The organism is Clostridium sp. BJN0013 (assembly GCF_040939125.1).
Classification (GTDB): domain Bacteria; phylum Bacillota; class Clostridia; order Clostridiales; family Clostridiaceae; genus Clostridium_B.
Map to the genome: position 1 here is coordinate 175,897 of NZ_CP162495.1, position 17,306 is coordinate 193,202.

9 protein-coding genes, 1 tRNA gene, 4 rRNA genes and 1 other annotated feature (1 of these 15 running past the window's edge) are annotated in these 17,306 nt (G+C 37.4%); of the genes, 13 read left to right on the forward strand and 1 reads right to left on the reverse strand.

The window, feature by feature from the left end:
• Nucleotides 1-195 (forward strand) — a binding site (T-box leader) (it extends 5 nt beyond the left edge of the window).
• A 90-nt stretch (nucleotides 196-285) separates the two neighbouring features.
• From AB3K27_RS01100 to AB3K27_RS01150, 11 genes are all read left to right on the forward strand, one after another.
• Nucleotides 286-1,356 carry an alanine--glyoxylate aminotransferase family protein gene (locus tag AB3K27_RS01100; protein WP_368489439.1) on the forward strand — a complete coding sequence of 357 codons (1,071 nt, stop codon included), beginning with the start codon at nucleotides 286-288 and terminating at the stop codon, nucleotides 1,354-1,356.
• Between the two features lie 18 nt (nucleotides 1,357-1,374).
• On the forward strand, nucleotides 1,375-2,307 hold the full coding sequence (locus AB3K27_RS01105; protein WP_368489440.1) for a D-2-hydroxyacid dehydrogenase: 933 nt from the start codon (nucleotides 1,375-1,377) through the stop codon (nucleotides 2,305-2,307).
• 22 nt (nucleotides 2,308-2,329) lie between these two features.
• Nucleotides 2,330-3,577 (forward strand): DUF1015 domain-containing protein, encoded by a 1,248-nt coding sequence (locus AB3K27_RS01110; protein WP_368489441.1) that lies wholly within the window; start codon nucleotides 2,330-2,332, stop codon nucleotides 3,575-3,577.
• A gap of 627 nt (nucleotides 3,578-4,204) precedes the next feature.
• Nucleotides 4,205-5,715 (forward strand): 16S ribosomal RNA (locus AB3K27_RS01115).
• 505 nt (nucleotides 5,716-6,220) lie between these two features.
• Nucleotides 6,221-9,117 (forward strand): 23S ribosomal RNA (locus AB3K27_RS01120).
• Nucleotides 9,118-9,173: 56 nt separating this feature from the next.
• Nucleotides 9,174-9,290, forward strand: a 5S ribosomal RNA gene (rrf, locus tag AB3K27_RS01125).
• Together the 16S, 23S and 5S rRNA genes with 1 tRNA gene alongside form the textbook arrangement of a ribosomal RNA operon.
• Nucleotides 9,291-9,297: 7 nt before the next feature.
• Nucleotides 9,298-9,373 (forward strand) — tRNA-Lys (locus tag AB3K27_RS01130).
• A 187-nt stretch (nucleotides 9,374-9,560) separates the two neighbouring features.
• Complete coding sequence (locus AB3K27_RS01135) at nucleotides 9,561-10,592, forward strand: M42 family peptidase (RefSeq protein ID WP_368489442.1); 1,032 nt, start codon at nucleotides 9,561-9,563, stop codon at nucleotides 10,590-10,592.
• A complete protein-coding gene (locus AB3K27_RS01140) occupies nucleotides 10,583-11,599 on the forward strand; it encodes a M42 family metallopeptidase (RefSeq protein ID WP_368489443.1) in 1,017 nt (338 codons plus the stop codon). The genes AB3K27_RS01135 and AB3K27_RS01140 overlap by 10 nt, the downstream gene beginning before the upstream one ends.
• A gap of 170 nt (nucleotides 11,600-11,769) precedes the next feature.
• Nucleotides 11,770-12,723 (forward strand): M42 family metallopeptidase, encoded by a 954-nt coding sequence (locus AB3K27_RS01145; protein ID WP_368489444.1) that lies wholly within the window; start codon nucleotides 11,770-11,772, stop codon nucleotides 12,721-12,723.
• An 11-nt stretch (nucleotides 12,724-12,734) separates the two neighbouring features.
• Nucleotides 12,735-13,172 carry a VanZ family protein gene (locus tag AB3K27_RS01150; protein WP_368489445.1) on the forward strand — a complete coding sequence of 146 codons (438 nt, stop codon included), beginning with the start codon at nucleotides 12,735-12,737 and terminating at the stop codon, nucleotides 13,170-13,172.
• Here AB3K27_RS01150 and AB3K27_RS01155 read toward each other — a convergent pair.
• Nucleotides 13,169-13,765, reverse strand: a complete 597-nt coding sequence (locus AB3K27_RS01155) for a uracil-DNA glycosylase (protein WP_368489446.1) — start codon at nucleotides 13,763-13,765, stop codon at nucleotides 13,169-13,171. The genes AB3K27_RS01150 and AB3K27_RS01155 overlap by 4 nt on opposite strands.
• Nucleotides 13,766-14,066: 301 nt before the next feature.
• On the opposite strand from AB3K27_RS01155, the gene AB3K27_RS01160 reads away from it, so the two are divergent.
• Nucleotides 14,067-15,203 (forward strand): alanine--glyoxylate aminotransferase family protein, encoded by a 1,137-nt coding sequence (locus AB3K27_RS01160; protein WP_368489447.1) that lies wholly within the window; start codon nucleotides 14,067-14,069, stop codon nucleotides 15,201-15,203.
• A 446-nt stretch (nucleotides 15,204-15,649) separates the two neighbouring features.
• Nucleotides 15,650-17,160, forward strand: a 16S ribosomal RNA gene (locus tag AB3K27_RS01165).
• The last annotated feature ends 146 nt before the right edge of the window (nucleotides 17,161-17,306 follow it).

Consider the following 17,306-nt stretch of genomic DNA (forward strand, 5'->3'; position numbering starts at 1 on the left):
TCCTATGAAGAGAATAGTAATATAAGTTCAGGTAAAAGAGAATCAGTGGCTGGTGTAAACTGATACCTAATTTTTGTGAATCCGCCTTGGAGGATTATTATGATGAATAATACGGAAAACCGTTATTTAAATTGAGAGAATTATACATGAAAGTATAATTAATAAGGGTGGCAACGCGAGTCAATCGTCCCTAGAGGGGGCTATTGACTCTTTTGTTTTATACCTGATTTATATATTAATTATAATATTTATTTAAGTAATTATGTAAATTTTGGAGGTACAAGTATGCATAAAAAATTATTTATTCCAGGGCCTGTAGAAGTAAAAGAAGATGTGTTGGAAAAAATGTCCCAGCCTATGATAGGGCATAGAAGCAAAGAAGCTTCTGCATTGCAAAAGAGAATTAGTGATAAATTAAGAATTTTATTTAATACGAAAGAAGAGATATTATTATCCACCAGTTCAGGAAGTGGACTTATGGAAGGGGCCGTAAGAACCTGTACAGCAAAAAGAGCAGCAGTTTTTTCAATAGGTGCATTTGGAAAAAGATGGTATGAAATGGCTAAAAATAATAATGTGCCAGCTGATTTGTATGAAGTGGAATGGGGAAAAGCTTTAGATATAGAAAAAATTCATGAAGTATTAGATTCTAATAAATATGATGTAATTTGTATAACTCATAATGAAACTTCAACTGGAGTAATGAATCCTGTAGAGGAAATATCTGAAGTTGTAAAGAAATATCCAGAGGTTGTATGGTGTTTAGATACAGTTAGTTCTATGGGAGGTACTAAAATAGAAGTGGATAAACTTGGTGTGGATGTATGTTTAACATCCAGTCAGAAAGCTTTAGGGCTTCCTCCAGGAATATCAGCTTGTTCCTTTTCAAAAAAAGCGGTAGAGAGAGCAAAAAAAGTAGAATTCAGAGGGTATTATTTGGATTTACTTTTACTCTATGATTATATACAGAAAAAAAATTACCAGTATCCCTCAACTCCTTCTATTTCACATATGTTTGCTATGGATTACCAGCTGGATAAAATACTAGAAGAAGGATTGGAAAATAGATATAAAAGACATTTAGAGATGGCTGAGTATGTTAGAGACTGGGCTAGAGAATATTTTGAATTATTTGCTGATGAAAGGTATCTTTCGAATACTCTTACTAATATAAAAAATGTTAGAAACATAAGTGTAGCTGACTTAAATAGAGAATTAGGTGAAAGAGGATTTCAGATTTCTAATGGTTATGGAAAGTTAAAAGAAAAAACATTTAGAATAGCTCATATGGCTGATTGCAATATTTCAGATATAAAGGAACTTTTAGAAAATATTAATTATATATTAAAATTGTAGATTTGGGAGGTCTTAATAATGATAAAAATATTAGTTAGTGATGGAATGGATAAAGAGGCTTTAAATAAACTTGTAGAGGATGGTTATGAAGTTCTAGATAAACACTTTGATGAAGAGGAATTAAAAGATAAGATAAAAGATTTTGATATAATAGTGGTAAGATCTGCTACTAAAATAAGAAGACCACTTATAGATGCAGCTAAAGACGGAAATTTAAAACTTATAATAAGAGGAGGAGTAGGAGTGGATAACATTGATGTAGATTATGCACTTCAAAATGGAATAGCAGTTAAGAATACTCCAAATGCTAGTGCTGCTTCAGTTGCAGAGTTGACACTCGCTCATATGTTTGCCATATCAAGATATGTAAATATTTCTAATGTAACTATGAGAAATAGTGAATGGCATAAAAGTCAATATAAAGGAGTAGAATTATATGGTAAAACTTTAGGAATTATAGGTTTTGGAAGAATTGCAAAAGAAGTTGCAAAAAGGGCAAGCGCATTAGGTATGAAAATAATATATACTGATAAACTTGGAATGGCAAAGGGGTATAATAATTATGAGTTTTGTGAGTTTAAAGATTTGTTAAAAAGAGCAGATTATATAACGCTCCACATTCCATTTAATAAAAATCAAAAAGCTTTAATAGGAGAAGAAGAATTTAATATTATGAAGGATGGAGTATATATAATAAATTGTGCAAGAGGCGGAATAATAGATGAGAGGGCTTTAATAAATGCATTGAATTGTGGTAAAGTTGCAGGTGCTGGAATAGATGTATTTGAAAATGAACCTAACCCTTGTGAGGAGCTTCTGAATAATGATAGAGTATCGGCAACACCTCATATAGGAGCATCAACTTGTGAAGCTCAAAAGAGAATAGGCATGGAAATAGTAAATATAGTTGAACAATATTATCTTGATAAGAATTTAATTAATGTATGTTAATATACTATAAAAGGAGAAAGAGATGATAACTTTAAAGGCATTTAAAGCACTAAGACCTAGAGAAGATATAGTTCAAAAGGTTGCTGAACTTCCCTATGATGTTATGAATAGCAAAGAGGCAAAAGAAATTGCAAAAGATAATAAATATTCTTTTCTACATGTAGATAAAGCAGAAATTGATTTAGATGAAAATATAAATTTATATGATAGGGAAGTTTATATAAAAGCTAATGAAAATTTACAAAATATGATAGATAACAAGATATTAATACAAGATAAAAAAGAAAATCTATATATTTATAGATTAATTATGAATGGAAAAAGTCAGGTTGGTATAGTAGCATGTACATCTATAGATGACTACATTAATAATAAAATAAAAAAACATGAGTATACGAGAAAAGATAAGGAACAAGATAGAATAAATCATGTAGATTTTTGTAATGCAAATACTGGGCCTATATTTTTAACTTACAAATATAATGATAAAATTGATGAACTGGTAAACACTTGGATACAAAAAGATCCCATTTATGATTTTACAGCAGAGGATGGAGTTAAAAATACTGTATGGGTTATAGATGATAATAAAACAATAAATGATATTTGTAGTTTATTTAAAGATGTAGATAGTTTGTATATAGCAGATGGACATCATAGGGCAGCTTCAGCAGTGAAAGTCGGACTTAAAAGAAGAGAAGAAAATCCAAATTATTCAGGAAATGAGGAGTTTAATTTTTTCCTATCGGTAATTTTTCCACACTCACACTTAAATATTATAGATTACAATAGAATCGTTAAAGATTTAAATGGTCTTTCTAATGAAGAATATATGAATAAAGTTTTAGAGAATTTTAATATAAATATATGTGAGGAACAAGGACCCTATAAACCTTCTTCTAAACATAATTATGGAATGTATTTAAATGGCAGGTGGTATAGACTTACTGCTAAAGAAGGAATTTATGATCCTCTTGATCCTGTTGGAAGATTAGATGTATCTATTCTTCAAAATAATTTATTAGCTCCAATTTTAGGCATAAAGGATCCACGTACAGATAATAGAATTGATTTTGTAGGTGGAATAAGAGGACTCAAGGAGTTAGAAAGTAGAATAGACGAGAAAAACACAGGTGTTGCATTTTCCATGTATCCTACTACATTAGAAGATTTAATGAATATTGCAGATGCTGGGAAAGTAATGCCTCCTAAATCTACTTGGTTTGAACCAAAACTTAGAAGTGGTCTGTTCATTCACAAGTTAAAATAGTTGCTTAATTATTGTATTTAACATATAGATGTAAAGATATAAAAATTTATTTTAAAATAAATCTTTATATCTTTTAGTGTTTTTTGTAATATATCTAATGTAAGTCAATAAATTTTTAAGTTTGATACAAGACTTTAAGTATCAGAACAAGGGTCTTGGTAGTATCAATTACACACACTTCGAAGAAGATGGGGATGTTAGCCAACTTGACCTCTTATATAAACATATCCTTGTGTATCTTTATGTAAAAAATATAGAAATAAATAAAATATATGAGATATAATAAGATAATCTTATAATTTTGCCGTGAAAGTGAATTTTTATATGTAAGGCTATGATATAATAACCTTCGTCGTGTCAGCAGTACCTAAAAACAAGTAAATCAACAAATTTAATTAATATAAAGAAATAATAAAAAAGTATTGACAAAGGGAAAATGAGATGATATACTATAAAAGCTGTCTGGGAAAACAGGCGGCAGTAAAGATTAGATATGATCCTTGAAAATTAAACAGAATGAAGAACATAGGTAAACTTATTTATTAAAGAATAAACCAGCAATTCTTTTGAGCTGCGAGAGCAGTAGAGGAAGTAATTTCGTAAAGTAAGAAATGAGTCAAAAACTTTTAAAATAAGAGTTTGATCCTGGCTCAGGACGAACGCTGGCGGCGTGCCTAACACATGCAAGTCGAGCGAGGAAGCCCTTTCGGGGGTGGAATAGCGGCGGACGGGTGAGTAACACGTGGGTAACCTGCCTCAAAGAGGGGGATAGCCTCCCGAAAGGGAGATTAATACCGCATAGAAGGTAAAAACCGCATGGAGGATACCTTAAAGGAGAAATCCGCTTTGAGATGGGCCCGCGTCGCATTAGCTAGTTGGAGGGATAAAAGCCCCCCAAGGCGACGATGCGTAGCCGACCTGAGAGGGTGAACGGCCACATTGGAACTGAGAAACGGTCCAGACTCCTACGGGAGGCAGCAGTGGGGAATATTGCACAATGGGCGAAAGCCTGATGCAGCAACGCCGCGTGAGTGAAGAAGGTTTTCGGATCGTAAAGCTCTGTCATCCGGGACGATAATGACGGTACCGGAAGAGGAAGCCACGGCTAACTACGTGCCAGCAGCCGCGGTAATACGTAGGTGGCGAGCGTTGTCCGGAATTACTGGGCGTAAAGGGTGTGCAGGCGGATATTTAAGTGAGATGTGAAAGACCCGGGCTTAACCCGGGCAGTGCATTTCAAACTGGATATCTAGAGTGCAGGAGAGGAGAACGGAATTCCTAGTGTAGCGGTGAAATGCGTAGAGATTAGGAAGAACACCAGTGGCGAAGGCGGTTCTCTGGACTGTAACTGACGCTGAGGCACGAAAGCGTGGGTAGCAAACAGGATTAGATACCCTGGTAGTCCACGCCGTAAACGATGAGTACTAGGTGTAGGGGGTATCGACCCCTCCTGTGCCGCAGTAAACACAATAAGTACTCCGCCTGGGAAGTACGATCGCAAGATTAAAACTCAAAGGAATTGACGGGGACCCGCACAAGCAGCGGAGCATGTGGTTTAATTCGAAGCAACGCGAAGAACCTTACCTGGACTTGACATCCCCTGAATAACTTGTAATGGAGGAAGCCCTTTGGGGCAGGGAGACAGGTGGTGCATGGTTGTCGTCAGCTCGTGTCGTGAGATGTTAGGTTAAGTCCTGCAACGAGCGCAACCCCTGTTGTTAGTTGCCATCACAGAAAGGTGGGCACTCTAACAAGACTGCCGCGGTTAACGTGGAGGAAGGTGGGGATGACGTCAAATCATCATGCCCCTGATGTCCAGGGCGACACACGTGCTACAATGGGCAGAACAGAGAGAAGCAATACCGCGAGGAGGAGCAAATCTCAAAAACTGCTCCCAGTTCGGATTGCAGGCTGAAACCCGCCTGCATGAAGTTGGAGTTGCTAGTAATCGCGAATCAGCATGTCGCGGTGAATACGTTCCCGGGTCTTGTACACACCGCCCGTCACACCATGAGAGCTGGCAACACCCGAAGTCCGTAGTCTAACCAAGGAGGACGCGGCCGAAGGTGGGGTTAGTGATTGGGGTGAAGTCGTAACAAGGTAGCCGTAGGAGAACCTGCGGCTGGATCACCTCCTTTCTAAGGAGTCGAAAGGCAGGGAAGCTTGCCTTAAAAGCTGGGGAATATAGATAAGTAAGTTACCATTTATTCTGTTTAATTTTGAGGGATCATAGTCAGTTGACAATTAAGAGTTGACAATTGACAGTTAGATTCTCATTCCAATTGTACGGTGTAAGCAGTAATAGTAAATTGTGCACTGTGAATTGAAAGAATTTTGTCCTTTGAAAATTGCACAGTAAATAAAAGAAGTAAAGCTAAGGTTAGAAATAACCTTTGTAGTAGTAAGTATAATTAAAGTTATGCTTGCATTGTAATAAATAACTAAGGATAAAAAATTGGTAATAACGAGTACGGCAAGGAAAAGGCCGAATTAGGAGCAGAGTTTACTTATGTAAATGAGCACCGCAGTGAGGCATTTGATGCAGCTGTGCGAAGTTAATAGCAATTTTTTAATGAAACTCACTCAGCTAAGGCTGAGGAGTGCAATTTAGGAACCAAATCAAAGATTTGGACTAAATTATCAGGTCAAGCTACAAAGGGCGCATGGAGGATGCCTTGGCACCAGGAGCCGAAGAAGGACGTGATAAGCTGCGAAAAGCTCTGGGTAGGCGCAAATAGCCAGAGAACCAGAGATATCCGAATGGGGAAACCCACCTAAAAAACAATAGGTACTGCAGGGTGAATATATAGGTCTGCAGAGGGAAACCCGGGGAACTGAAACATCTAAGTACCCGGAGGAAGAGAAAGAAAAATCGATTTTCTAAGTAGCGGCGAGCGAAAGGGAAAGAGCCCAAACCGGAAACTTGTTTCCGGGGTAGAGGTCAGGTAAAAAAAATTGTGGAAGCTTAATTGAATACAACTGGAAAGATGAGCCGCAGAAGGTAAAAGCCCTGTAAGTGAAAAGCAGAAACAAAATAACCTGTACCGGAGTACCACGAGACACGAGAAACCTTGTGGGAAGCAGGGAGGACCACCTCCCAAGGCTAAATACTACCTGGTGACCGATAGAGGAGGAGTACCGTGAGGGAAAGGTGAAAAGAACCCCGGGAGGGGAGTGAAAGAGAACCTGAAACCGTGTGTCCACAAACAGTCGAAGTACGTTAAAGTACGACGGCGTGCTTTTTGTAGAACGAGCCAGCGAGTTACGGCATGCAGCAAGGTTAAATACTTAAGGTATGGAGCCGGAGGGAAACCGAGTCTGAAAAGGGCGTGGAGTTGTATGCTGTAGACCCGAAACCGGGTGACCTATCCATGGCCAGGTTGAAGCGGAAGTAAAATTCCGTGGAGGACCGAACCACGTTGGTGTTGAAAAACCATGGGATGAGCTGTGGATAGCGGAGAAATTCCAATCGAACTCGGAGATAGCTGGTTCTCCCCGAAATAGCTTTAGGGCTAGCGTCGGGAGTGAGTAATGGAGGTAGAGCACTGAATGGGGTAGGGGCTGACAACAGTTACCGAACCTTATCAAACTCCGAATGCCATATACTTGAATCCCGGCAGTCAGACTGCGAATGATAAGATCCGTAGTCAAAAGGGAAAAAGCCCAGACCACCAGCTAAGGTCCCGAAGTGTAAGTTAAGTGGAAAAGGATGTGTGATATCGAAGACAACTAGGATGTTGGCTTAGAAGCAGCCATACATTTAAAGAGTGCGTAATAGCTCACTAGTCAAGAGGTCATGCGCCGAAGATGTCCGGGGCTAAAACTTACCACCGAAGCTATGGGCCTGAAAGGGCGGTAGGGGAGCATGCTGCACAGGCAGAAGCCATACCGGAAGGAGTGGTGGACGGTGCAGGAGAGAGAATGCTGGCATAAGTAGCGAGAAATAAGTGAGAATCTTATTGGTCGAAAACCTAAGGGTTCCCGGGGAAGGTTCGTCCGCCCGGGGTAAGTCGGGACCTAAGCCGAGGCCGAGAGGCGTAGGCGATGGACAACCGGTTGAAATTCCGGTACCACATTTTTGCGAAAAAGAACAGAAGGGATGACGCAGAAGGATAGGATGTGCACACGAATGGATGTGTGTCCAAGGAGTGAGGGAGGAGATAGAGGAAAAACCATATGTCCGGTAATCCTGAGCTTTGAAGGGGAGTCCGCAAGGGCGAGTATCTGATTTCACACTGCCAAGAAAAGTCTCTATGGAGCAAGAGTGTGCCCGTACCGCAAACCGACACAGGTAGGTGAGGAGAGAATCCTAAGACCATCGGAAGAATTGTTGTTAAGGAACTCGGCAAATTGACTCCGTAACTTAGGGAAAAGGAGTGCCACGGAAGTGGCCGCAGAGAAAAGGCCCAAGCAACTGTTTATCAAAAACACAGGTCTCTGCTAAAGCGAAAGCTGAAGTATAGGGGCTGACGCCTGCCCGGTGCTGGAAGGTTAAGGGGACTGCTCAGCGAAAGCGAAGGCAAGAACTTAAGCCCCAGTAAACGGCGGCCGTAACTATAACGGTCCTAAGGTAGCGAAATTCCTTGTCGGGTAAGTTCCGACCCGCACGAATGGCGTAATGATTTGGGCACTGTCTCAACAACAAATCCGGCGAAATTGAAGTGCAAGTGAAGATGCTTGCTACCCGCGATTGGACGGAAAGACCCCGTAGAGCTTTACTGCAGTTTATCACTGAATTTTGGTATTGCCTGTACAGGATAGGTGGGAGGCAGGGAAAGAAGTGCGCCAGCATTTGTGGAGCCAACGTTGGGATACCACCCTGGCAGTACTGAAATTCTAACCGGAGTGCATGAAACTGGACACGGGACAATGATAGGCGGGCAGTTTGACTGGGGCGGTCGCCTCCAAAAGAGTAACGGAGGCGTACAAAGGTTCCCTCAGAAGGGTTGGAAATTCTTCGGAGAGTGCAAAGGCAAAAGGGAGCTTGACTGCGACACAAACAGGTGGAGCAGGGACGAAAGTCGGGCTTAGTGATCCGGTGGTACCTCGTGGGAGGGCCATCGCTCAACGGATAAAAGCTACCTCGGGGATAACAGGCTGATCTCCCCCAAGAGTTCACATCGACGGGGAGGTTTGGCACCTCGATGTCGGCTCGTCGCATCCTGGGGCTGGAGTAGGTCCCAAGGGTTGGGCTGTTCGCCCATTAAAGCGGCACGCGAGCTGGGTTCAGAACGTCGTGAGACAGTTCGGTCCCTATCCGTCGCGGGCGTAGGAAATTTGAGGGGAGCTGTCCCTAGTACGAGAGGACCGGGATGGACTGACCGCTGGTGAACCAGTTGTTCCGCCAGGAGCACAGCTGGGTAGCTAAGTCGGGAAGGGATAAACGCTGAAAGCATCTAAGTGTGAAGCCCACCCCAAGACGAGATTTCCCATGGCGAAAGCCAGTAAGACCCCTCCGAGAAGAGGAGGAGATAGGTCAGGGGTGTAAGCATGGCAACATGTTAAGCTGACTGATACTAATAGGTCGAGGGCTTGACCAAATAATATTTACTGTGCAATTTTGAGGGGATAAAACTCCTGAACAAAAGAATAGAAATCTGGTGGCAATAACGTGGAGGCAACACCCCTTACCATTTCGAACAGGAAGGTTAAGTTCCACAGTGCCCATGGTACTGCAGGGGAGGCCCTGTGGGAGAGCAGGTCGCTGCCGGATATGTTTTGGTTCACTAGCTCAGTTGGTAGAGCACATGACTTTTAATCATGTTGTCCGGGGTTCGATTCCCCGGTGAGCCACCAATAGGGAAAGGAAGCATATTATTGATATGCTTCCTTATTTATTTAAAAAATAAATATTATATTTAAAATCCATTATTATATTCCAATAATAGAAAAACTTTCATTGTAGTTATGTTATAATTAAAGTAATCCATAATTATTAGATGAAACACAATTAAATTATTAATATATTTGATTGGAGGTAAATATGAAGGATTTAGACTTTTTTAGAACAATATGTGAAGCTCATGCGCCAAGTGGAAGAGAAGATTGGCTGTATTCTATTATAGAGGATAATTTTAAGGAATTTGGAGAGACAACTATAACTAAATTAAATAACATGTATATACATAAGAGAGGTACAACTTCTAGTAAATTAATGATAATGTCTCATGCAGATGAAGTCTTTTTGATGGTAAAAGAAATTTCTAAGGATGGATTTATAAAATTTGAAGGATTTGGAATAGATGCAAAAAGTCTTGTTTCTCAAGAAGTTATCATTCATGGAAGAGAAAATATATCTGGAATTGTAGCATTAAAATATAATTATAATGATAAAGAGAAAAACAAAGTTTCCATGGAAAATTTATATATAGAAACTGGACTTAGTAGAGAAAGATTAAAAGACATAGTTGGATTAGGAGATTATATTACATTGGATAGAAAGATGGTACGGCTTTTGAATAATAATGTAAGTTGTAAATCAATAGATAATAGAGCTAGCATTTTTGCTATGTATATTTGTGCAGAAGAACTTAAAAATGTAAATTCAGATCTGGGTGTCTATTTTGTATGTTCATGTCAGGAAGAAGTAGGGCATAGGGGAGCCAAAATGGTAAGTTATGATATTAAACCCGATATAGGTATAGCGCTTGATGTAACCTTCGACAGTGGAATGTTAGGAGATAGCAATAGAGAAAACAAGCTAGGGAAAGGGCCAGTTATATGCATAGGACCTAATATACATACTAAAATTAGAAATAGATTAATACAAACAGCAGATAAGTACAATATCCCTTATCAGGTTGAAGTAGAACCAGGAAATACAGGAACAGATGCTTGGGATATTCAAACTTCCGTAGGTGGAATAGCTACAATTCTTATATCCATTCCTATAAGATATATGCATACTTCTGTAGAAGTAGTTAATTTAGAAGATATAAGAAATACAGGAAGACTGTTAGCAAGATTTATTCAGGAATTAAAAGAGAGTGAATTGGAGGGACTATTTTGTTTTTAGAAAAACTTTGTAATTCTATAGGGCCTTCAGGATATGAAGATCAGATTAGAAATGTAATAAAAGATGAACTAAGTACTTTTAATGACAATATACTTGTAGATAGAATGGGAAATATTATAGTTAATAAGGATAAACAAGATAATTCTTCACCTAAAATAATGGTGATTTCTCATATGGATGAAGCAGGGCTTATAATAACTGCATATAATAAAGATGGAACATTAAAATTTTCAACATTAGGAGATATAGATAAAAATTCACTTCCCTGTAAAACTGTTTTAATTGGAAATAAAAAAATACCTGGAGTTATTGGAATAAAGCCAATACATGTTCAGAGTAAGAAGGAAAGAAATGAAGACATATCCTATGAAAGTATGTGTATAGATATAGGTGCTTTTTCTGAAGATGAATGCAGGAAGGTTGTATCATTAGGTGATTTTGTAATATTTAATAGTGAATTTTCTAGTTTTGGAGATAATCTTTTAAAAGGAAAAGCTCTAGATAATAGAATAGGATGTTCTGTACTTTTAGAGTTATTAAAAGAAGATTTAAATTGTAATTTGTATGGTGTATTTAATGTTCAAGGAAATATAGATCAAAGAGGTATTTATGCAGCTGCTTACAATGTTGATCCAGATTTAGTTATAATTTTAGATACCATAAATAGTATAGATTATATGGAAATTCCTAGTTATTTCAGAACAAGTAAATTAAGAGAAGGTCCTGTGATACCTTTTAAAGGGGGACAATGTATATTTGATAGAGACATTGTAGAATCTATAAGGAATAAGGCAGATGATATAGGTATACCATATCAAAAAATTGGGAATACCCAGGGAGAAGGAGAACTTAAAGCAGCTTATCTCACTACTAGTAATTGTAAAACAGCATCAATATTATTACCATGCAGATATATGAATTCTAATATTTCTGTATGTAGTTTAGCCGATTATGATAACACTTTAATCTTGTTAAAAAGTTATTTAGAGGACTATAGTATCAAGTAATTCAGAGGTTCAGGAGGAGTTTGTTCATAAGGAATATTTTTCTTTATTTGAACCTTAGAAGAAATTATAAAGTGGAATAGATTCTCCACTTTGAAGAAGTTTGAAAAAGCTGGGGTTTAGCTGACTGTCTCCTTCGGACAAATATTTAGAATATATAAGGGGTGAAAATTATGGATAAGCTTTTGTTAAAATTAATTAATTCTTTTGGGATTAGTGGCAAAGAAGATGAAATTAGACAAGTGATAAAAGAGAATTTAAAGGAATCTGATCATGATATACATGAAGATAATATAGGTAATATATTAGTGAAAGTGGGAACTGGTAAAAGTAAAGTTATGATATGTTCTAATATGGATTCAGTGGGATTTATAGTTAATGATATAGAAGAAAATGGAATGATAAAAGTAGATAATATAGGGGAGTTCAATGTTCAGGATATATCACATAGTTTTATAAGATTTCATAACGGCACATTAGGTAAAGTATGTACATGCTCAAAGGGTGTCTTTGTAGATATAGGTACAATTGATAGGGAAGATACATTAAAAAAAATAAAAGAGGGAGATATGGCATCTCTTGTAGGTCCTTATTTGAAAGTAGGAAATAATAATATAATAAGTCCTCTACTTCATAATAAGGTAGGATGTTATATACTATTGAAACTTTTAGAAGAAATTAAAATAACAGATATGGAATTAAATTTTGTATTTGCTTCCCAAGGAGAAATTGGAGGAATAGGTGCAAGAATAGCTGCGAATACTATAAATCCTGATTATTGTATAGTAGTAGGTACTGAAAATACAAAAAACAAAGAGGAGACAAGAATAAATATAGGTAAGGGTCCGGTATTGAAAATTATGGATAGTTCTTTGATAATGCATAAAGATATAAAGGATTTATTAGAAAATGCCGCTGAAAGAGCTGATATAACACTTCAATATAGTATAAGCAAAGGTAAATCTCAAGGGGGATTGATACATAAAGAGAGAATAGGTATAAGGACTGGTGAGATTGCAGTACCATGTAGATATAAATATTCTACTTCTGAGATGGTATCTATTGATGATATAGAAAATACTATAAAGGTATTAAAGCAGTTAGAAAATTTTAAGGAACTTATATAGGAAAGGCTGATATGAAGAAAATCAAATGGAGTCTAGTCATAATATGGATGGTAGTAATATTTATTTTTTCTAATGAAACAGCTACTATATCAAATGAAAAAAGTGGATTTTTCATATACCTAATTCAAGTTTTAGGTTTGGACTTAAATGCATCATTTGGAAAATTATCTAATTTTGTAATTAGAAAAGTCTCTCATTTTCTTGAGTATTTTATACTGGCTATACTATTGTTTAATATTATAAAAGGTAAATTTAAAATAAAAAAAGTATTTATAATTTCCATTATTATAGTATTTCTGTATGCTTGTTCAGATGAGATTCATCAAATATTTATACCTGGAAGAACAGCTAGAATAAAAGATATATTTATAGATACAGCAGGAGGCAGTGTAGGTCTATTAGTAGGTTATTTTATTAATAAAAAAAATTCTTATAGAAAGGAGAACTAAAGATTATTTAGAACTCCTTTTAATTTTTTCCAGTCTTCTTCATACATAGATTGAAAATTTTCATTTCTATTATAGGTTAAGGCGGAAGGGTGGTACATAGGAAATATGTATTTTTTTAGATTCTCATTAAAATAGATGGTGCCATGACATTTCCCTATGGAGTTGAATTCAGTAAAACTTTTTAGAGGTACATTTCCTAATGTTATAATTATTTTAGGATTCACAAGATCAATTTCTTCATTTAATACTTCTTTAAATAATTTAATTTCTGATATTTTAGGAGTTCTGTTACTTATGGTCTTTTTACCATCTTTTGATATTTTAATTTTAATTGGTCTAAAAAAACAAGTATTTGTAATTCTTACTTCTTCTCTTTCTAATCCTATGAAATTTAAATATTTTTCAAAGTTTTTTCCTGCCATACCCACAAAAGGTTTTCCTTGTATTATTTCTGTTTTTCCTGGGGCCTCTCCTATGAATAATATGGGACAAGGAATAGGTCCATTGCCAAAAATATGTCCTTCCGTAGGCGCATCTTTATAATTTTCACATATTTCTCTAATTTTCTCTTTGATTTTTTCTTCAACTTTCATAAAAGAATTCCTTTCTTTAATTAAATAAGTTTTTTTATATTTTAACATAAGTATTAAATATAAAATTAATAGTGATAATTATTTTTTAAAAAAGTTTCTCACTTAAATATATATTTTCTTTCTTAATAATAATTTATTCAAAGGCTACCATTGATAATATCCTTAGCTTTTTAAAAATCAAAGAATAATCACTGTTATGTCCTTGAGGATAATTAATTTTTATCGAATTGTATTGATACATTTCATTTAAAAAAATGATAGTGTTATAATACTACTAGAATTATTCAGAGAGGTGATTTTGTTGAAGGTTCCATATATATTGACACCAGGTCCTACAGAAGTTAGAGAAAATGTTAGATTTGCAAGGAGCATGAGATTTACTAATCCAGACTTGGATATACAATTTTATAATTTTTATAGAGATACCTGTAAAAATATAGGTCAATTATTAAAGACTAAAAATCAGATTAGAATATTAGGTGGAGAGGGTATGTTAGGATTGGAAGCAGCCTGTGCATCTCTTACAGAAGAGGGGGATAGGGTACTTGTAATTGATAATGGCATATTTGGAGAAGGATTTTCGGATTTAGTGAAGTTGTATGGGGGAAAGGTTGTATTTTTTAAGGGAAATAGGAAAAAAGATATAGATTTAAATGAATTAAAGGAATTTTTAAATAAAGATAGTAATTTTAAATATGCAACAATAGTACATTGTGATACTCCATCGGGAATATTAAATGATGTATCAAAAATATGTCCTTTGCTTAAAGAAAAAGGTATATTAACTTTAGTAGATAGTGTTTCTGCAATGGGAGGAGAAAAATTAGAAGTTGATAATTGGAACATAGACATAGTGGTAGGAGCTTCACAAAAATGTATTTCGGCTCCACCAGGACTTACTTTGATTAGTATAAGTGATGAAGCTTTTAAGGTTATGAAAAATAGAAATCAGCCCATAAAGTCTTTTTACTGTAATTTATTAGTTTGGGAAAAATATTATGAAAATAGATGTTTTCCATATACTCTTCCAATAAGTGATATAATTGGACTTAAAGTAGCTATAGATAATATTTTAGAAGATAAGGATATCTTGGAAAGACATAGAATAATTGCCCAAAGTGTAAGAAAGACTATTATAGAAGCGGGTCTTAATCTATATATAGAAAAAGGTTATTCTAATACAGTTACTGTTATCGAGGTTCCAAAAGGCATAGAAGAAAAGCAAATTAGAAAATTTATGTTAAATAATTTTAATGTTATGATAGCAGGTTCTTTTGGATATTTGGAAGGAAAAGTTTTAAGAATAGGTCATATGGGAGAAAATGCAAGAAAAGATTTGATAAGTTATAGCCTTTATGCTCTTCAAGAAGCTTTAAAGTATTTGGGCTTTCAATGTAAATGTAATATGCCACAATTTTTTTTAAGACATTGCAGATGAAATTTTAAGATATTATAGTCTTGAGATAAATAAACATAGCCTAGTGTATCAATATAAGTATATTATAGAAAATAAGAACTATATGCCTTATATAAAGGTTATTCTTATATAGCTGGTATATTTTATAGAGACATTAGAATAAAATATGATAAAATATCACATGTTGCTGTAGAATACGGAATAGTAATTTTAGTAGCATGTGTATTTTGAAGATTTTAACCTTTGAAGGGCTAAAAAAGTATTGACAAAGGGAAAATGAGATGATATACTATAAAAGCTGTCTGGGAAAACAGGCGGCAGTAAAGATTAGATATGATCCTTGAAAATTAAACAGAATGAAGAACATAGGTAAACTTATTTATTAAGAATAAACCAGCAATTCTTTTGAGCTGCCGAGAGCAGTAGAGGAAGTAATTTCGTAAAGTAAGAAATGAGTCAAAAACTTTTAAAATAAGAGTTTGATCCTGGCTCAGGACGAACGCTGGCGGCGTGCCTAACACATGCAAGTCGAGCGAGGAAGCCCTTTCGGGGGTGGAATAGCGGCGGACGGGTGAGTAACACGTGGGTAACCTGCCTCAAAGAGGGGGATAGCCTCCCGAAAGGGAGATTAATACCGCATAGAAGGTAAAAACCGCATGGAGGATACCTTAAAGGAGAAATCCGCTTTGAGATGGGCCCGCGTCGCATTAGCTAGTTGGAGGGATAAAAGCCCCCCAAGGCGACGATGCGTAGCCGACCTGAGAGGGTGAACGGCCACATTGGAACTGAGAAACGGTCCAGACTCCTACGGGAGGCAGCAGTGGGGAATATTGCACAATGGGCGAAAGCCTGATGCAGCAACGCCGCGTGAGTGAAGAAGGTTTTCGGATCGTAAAGCTCTGTCATCCGGGACGATAATGACGGTACCGGAAGAGGAAGCCACGGCTAACTACGTGCCAGCAGCCGCGGTAATACGTAGGTGGCGAGCGTTGTCCGGAATTACTGGGCGTAAAGGGTGTGCAGGCGGATATTTAAGTGAGATGTGAAAGACCCGGGCTTAACCCGGGCAGTGCATTTCAAACTGGATATCTAGAGTGCAGGAGAGGAGAACGGAATTCCTAGTGTAGCGGTGAAATGCGTAGAGATTAGGAAGAACACCAGTGGCGAAGGCGGTTCTCTGGACTGTAACTGACGCTGAGGCACGAAAGCGTGGGTAGCAAACAGGATTAGATACCCTGGTAGTCCACGCCGTAAACGATGAGTACTAGGTGTAGGGGGTATCGACCCCTCCTGTGCCGCAGTAAACACAATAAGTACTCCGCCTGGGAAGTACGATCGCAAGATTAAAACTCAAAGGAATTGACGGGGACCCGCACAAGCAGCGGAGCATGTGGTTTAATTCGAAGCAACGCGAAGAACCTTACCTGGACTTGACATCCCCTGAATAACTTGTAATGGAGGAAGCCCTTTGGGGCAGGGAGACAGGTGGTGCATGGTTGTCGTCAGCTCGTGTCGTGAGATGTTAGGTTAAGTCCTGCAACGAGCGCAACCCCTGTTGTTAGTTGCCATCACAGAAAGGTGGGCACTCTAACAAGACTGCCGCGGTTAACGTGGAGGAAGGTGGGGATGACGTCAAATCATCATGCCCCTGATGTCCAGGGCGACACACGTGCTACAATGGGCAGAACAGAGAGAAGCAATACCGCGAGGAGGAGCAAATCTCAAAAACTGCTCCCAGTTCGGATTGCAGGCTGAAACCCGCCTGCATGAAGTTGGAGTTGCTAGTAATCGCGAATCAGCATGTCGCGGTGAATACGTTCCCGGGTCTTGTACACACCGCCCGTCACACCATGAGAGCTGGCAACACCCGAAGTCCGTAGTCTAACCAAGGAGGACGCGGCCGAAGGTGGGGTTAGTGATTGGGGTGAAGTCGTAACAAGGTAGCCGTAGGAGAACCTGCGGCTGGATCACCTCCTTTCTAAGGAGTCGAAAGGCAGGAAGGCTTGCCTTAAAAGCTGGGGAATATAGATAAGTAAGTTACCATTTATTCTGTTTAATTTTGAGGGATCATAGTCAGTTGACAATTAAGAGTTGACAATTGACAGTTAGATTCCCATTCCAATT

Excerpts from the sequence above, each read along its gene's own strand:
- AB3K27_RS01155 (WP_368489446.1), bottom strand. The coding sequence starts at position 13,765 with ATGAAAGTTGAAGAAAAAATCAAAGAGAAAATTAGAGAAATATGTGAA.
- AB3K27_RS01100 (WP_368489439.1), top strand. The coding sequence starts at position 286 with ATGCATAAAAAATTATTTATTCCAGGGCCTGTAGAAGTAAAAGAAGAT.
- AB3K27_RS01135 (WP_368489442.1), top strand. The coding sequence starts at position 9,561 with ATGAAGGATTTAGACTTTTTTAGAACAATATGTGAAGCTCATGCGCCA.
- AB3K27_RS01110 (WP_368489441.1), top strand. The coding sequence starts at position 2,330 with ATGATAACTTTAAAGGCATTTAAAGCACTAAGACCTAGAGAAGATATA.
- AB3K27_RS01150 (WP_368489445.1), top strand. The coding sequence starts at position 12,735 with ATGAAGAAAATCAAATGGAGTCTAGTCATAATATGGATGGTAGTAATA.
- AB3K27_RS01145 (WP_368489444.1), top strand. The coding sequence starts at position 11,770 with ATGGATAAGCTTTTGTTAAAATTAATTAATTCTTTTGGGATTAGTGGC.
- AB3K27_RS01105 (WP_368489440.1), top strand. The coding sequence starts at position 1,375 with ATGATAAAAATATTAGTTAGTGATGGAATGGATAAAGAGGCTTTAAAT.